The following is a 3,954-nucleotide window of genomic DNA, read 5'->3' as shown; positions in this document are numbered from 1 at the left end:
TCCGTCGCATCGCCACCCGCTACGACAAGCTGGCCCGAAACTACGCCTCGGCCGTCGCACTCGCTGCCGTCATCGCCTTCTGGTGCTGATCGAGTCCAGACCCTTAAGGTTCTCGATGTCGCCCCCCAGCATGTCGCGGCCGCCCAAGCCGATGACGGTGGCAGTGCTCGCACCGGCCGTCTCGACGATCTTGGTATTCTGAATCCCGATCGTGTAGACGTCGTTCAAACGCCGCCGATGACGGGGACCTCGCTGGCCGTACGGTGGGACGTATCGGTCTCGAAAGGACTCACCAGGGCTGTATTCCGGTCCAGGCAAACCATCGCCGCGATCGTCCCTGGGCCAATCTCCGGCATCGGGTTGCCGGCATCATCGGGAGCGGGCGATGCGAGGGGCTTGACCGGGGTCTGTAAGAATATTTTCAAGACCAGACCGCATTCTTATAGGACTACATCTCTAGGAATTCAGCACTTTGCCAAATTGGCTAATATATTTCGCGTTGCCAAAAAACAACAAGGCATAAAATTCTGGTAGCGTCGATCTTTGTAGCTTCAAAGAAGCAGGGCTCGCGGTCGGATACAAGCGCGATTGCCTGCGAAATCTGGACGCACTGAGCCAATTACCGGCTCAGGGGTTGCATAAACTTGTTCATAGTGCTCTAGGTTCCCTCCGTCGGAAGCAAAATGTGAGTGACGGATGGCAAGTACAACCCAGTCGAAAGCGCAATACACCGCAGGGACTGCGAACGCGGACCGGATCGATCTCTCTTCTCGCGGCACGCAGACCCAGCTGATCGCGGGCGGCAACGGCAATGACGTCCTCATCGGGGGGACGGGCAACGACAAGATCAATGGGGGCGCCGGTCAGGACACGATTCGTGGCGGCCGCGGCGCCGACACCCTGACGGGCGGGGCCGGTGCGGACCGCTTCGTGTTCAGCAAGGCGGATCTCGCCGGCACGGCCAACCTGACGGGCGCAGCCCTCGATCGGATCGTCGACTTCCAGGGGGCCGGCGTCGCCGGCGGGGACACCCTGGTGTTTGAGGGCTTCGCCGCCGATGCCAGCGTGGTCGAGATCGGCAGCCGCGGCGCGCTACACACCTACGAAATTCAGGAGAACGGAACCGCCGTGGGCCGCTTGAACGTCGTTCATGCCGGCGACCTGATGGTATCCGTCGACGTTGTCGGCGCCTCTGCATCGACGACCATTCCGCTGCCGCCCGTGCCGCTGCCGCCGGTGGTGGTTGCCCCTCCGGTCGAGCCCAAGCCCCCCGTGGTGGTCGCGCCACCGGCTGAGACGGGCGAGTCGGCCCGCGCGAGTGCCACACCGACCCACACGATCAAGGCCAACAACGCCGTCAAGGCCCTGAGCGGCACGGCCGGTCACGACGACATCTGGGGCTGGGACAAGGGCAATGCTGTCCTGAAGGGCGGCGCCGGCGACGACACCTATCATATCTGGCAATCGAGCGATCAGGTCGTCGAGGCGCCCAGCGGCGGCGTCGATACGGTCATCGTCGCCTGGCGCGACTACATCCTGCCCGACAATGTCGAGAACCTGATCTTCAGCAACGCCAAGAGCGGCACCGGCAACGGCCTCAACAACATGCTCACCGGCGATGGCGGCGCCCAGACCCTCAACGGCAAGGCCGGGAACGACATCCTGACCGGCCGCGGCGGGGCGGATACCTTCGTCATCGCCAAGGGCGAGGGCAGCGACATCATCACCGATTTCACCTCCGGCGTGGACAAGGTCCGCCTGGAGGGGGTGAGCCTCCACAGCTTCTCCGAGCTGAAGACGGCGGCCAAGCAGGTCGGTTCGGACACCGTCATCGCGTTGGGTGGCGGCGAGACGCTGACGCTGGACAATTTTTCCGTCACAAACCTCAAGGCGAAGGATTTCGCCCTGCCGGCGGACCCGTCGCATCCGGGCATGACGTTGAGCTTCGCCGAGGAGTTCAACGGCCTGAGCGCTTCGGCGACGGGCAACGGTACCGTGTGGAAGAGCTCGCTCGGCATCGGCAGCCAGGATCGGACCCTGGGGTCCAACAACGAGGCGCAGTACTACACGGACAAATCCGTCGGCTTGAACCCGTTCTCGATCTCGAACGGCGTCCTCAGCATCACGGCGGCTCCGGATCACGACGGCAACCCGCTGGGTCTGGCCTACACCTCGGGCGTGCTCACCACGGCCAAGTCGTTCGCCCAGACCTATGGCTATTTCGAGATGCGCGCCGAGCTGCCGGCGGGCCAGGGTATGTGGCCTGCCTTCTGGCTGCTGAACGCCGACGGGACGTGGCCGGCCGAACTCGACGTTCTCGAATTCCTGGGCCACGACAAGGACACCGCCTACGCCACGGCGCATTCCTCGATCGGCGGCCACACTCTGACGAGCTTCCCCGTCAAGACGGACGACCTCACTGAGGGCTTCCACACCTTCGGCGTCGATTGGCAGAAGGACACGCTGGAATGGTACATCGACGGCGCGAAGGTGGCCGAGATGGCAACCCCGCGTGACATGCACAAGCCGATGTACATGCTGGTCAACCTGGCGGTGGGTGACACCGGCAGCTGGCCGGGCAAGTACGACGCCTCCATGCCGACCACGCAGCTGAACGTCGACTATGTCCACGCGTGGGCCAACGATGCCATCCACTGACCCGCGTCTGTTGGTGCCTTACCTCCGGCCCTGAGATCCGGCGGCTTCGTCGACGCCGCGGCCTGCAGAGGCCCGGGTCTTCGGGACTTCAGATCAGGCAGGGCTGACAGAAAAACACCGGATGCTGCTGGCACAGTCGGGTCGACCGACAGCAGCATCCGGTCCGGTGGCGGATCTTCCTTCCGGCGAGGAAGGTTTTAGCCCGCCACTCCCATGAAAACGATTTTGGCGGAAGCCAGGGCACGGCGCGTCTCGCGCTTTTGGCCACGGCGCACTGCCTCCCGGGAGCCACCTCGTCCGGTGAGGGGGCGACGCCCTCCTGACGGCGGAACTCCGGATGAAGGGGTCTGGATCGTGCGGCAGGCCCGCGCAACCGCCCTCGACACAACGCCGTCGCCTGCGCCGGACCGCGAAGCGATATCCGCCGCCCTCCCTGCCCATTGGCGGCACGTCCGGGCGCTTGGCCAGATGCAGGCCGCGACCAGCTCCCGCACTCGCTCCATTCGGGGCCTTTGAACTCAATGTTTAGATTAATTTGTCTGTGTCGCGGTACTGATCTTTAACGAAACAAGTACCTCACTACGCTAAGTTGGGGAACAACCGGCAGTATTTGCCCTGCATTAACTTGGCTGCTCGCATCGTCCGCCATCGATCGCGAGAAAGTAAGCGACCCATGGCGGACACGGCATTGTTATCGGCTCAGTACACCGCAGGCAAAGCGGGTGCGGATCGGATCGACCTCTCCTCGCGCGGGACGCGCGCACAACTGATTGCCGGCCAGGATGGTGACGACATCATCATCGGTGCATCAGGCAACGATACAATCAACGGTGGCACCGGAAACGACATCATGACCGGCGGGCTCGGCGTCGACACCCTGACGGGCGGAGCCGGGGCCGACCGCTTCGTGTTCAGCAAGGCGGATCTCGCCGGTACGGCCACCCTGACGGGCGCCGCCCTCGACCGGATCACCGACTTTGAGGGAGCTGGCGCCGCGGGCGGCGACATGGTGGTCTTCCGCGGCTTTGCCGCCAATGCCAACGTGGTCGAAATCGCCCGGCAGGGCACGCTGCACACCTACGAAATTCGGGAGAACGGCGTCGCCGTCGGCCGCTTCACCGCTGTCCATGCCGGGGAGGCGCTTAAGTCAGGCGACTTCGTGTTCGAGGCGTCGGAGGCGTCCGTGGTCAAGCCTTCGCCGGAAGCGCTGATCACGCCGGCGGCGTCGAGCACGCTCGCGCCGGTGGTTTCCGCAACCGCACCGGTCAGTTCGAGCAGCGGCCCGATCGCACCCCT

At 64.2% G+C, this 3,954-nt stretch carries 1 protein-coding gene and 2 pseudogenes; all 3 read left to right on the top strand.

What is annotated here, in order from left to right; translation table 11 throughout:
* Positions 1 to 89: pseudogene (locus ASF60_RS24750) on the top strand (IS5/IS1182 family transposase); the annotation flags it as partial.
* Positions 90 to 696: 607 nt separating this feature from the next.
* Complete coding sequence (locus ASF60_RS18255; RefSeq protein WP_056188317.1) at positions 697 to 2,658, top strand: family 16 glycosylhydrolase; 1,962 nt, start codon at positions 697 to 699, stop codon at positions 2,656 to 2,658.
* A gap of 673 nt (positions 2,659 to 3,331) precedes the next feature.
* A pseudogene (locus tag ASF60_RS18250) lies at positions 3,332 to 3,954 on the top strand (hypothetical protein); the annotation flags it as partial.

It is taken from the genome of Methylobacterium sp. Leaf113 (assembly GCF_001423325.1).
GTDB lineage: Bacteria > Pseudomonadota > Alphaproteobacteria > Rhizobiales > Beijerinckiaceae > Methylobacterium.
The sequence above is the reverse complement of the archived record's forward strand: the minus strand, read 5'-3'. Positions and strand labels throughout refer to the sequence as shown.

Coding starts and splice junctions, on each gene's coding strand:
- ASF60_RS18255 (WP_056188317.1), top strand. CDS start 697: ATGGCAAGTACAACCCAGTCGAAAGCGCAATACACCGCAGGGACTGCG.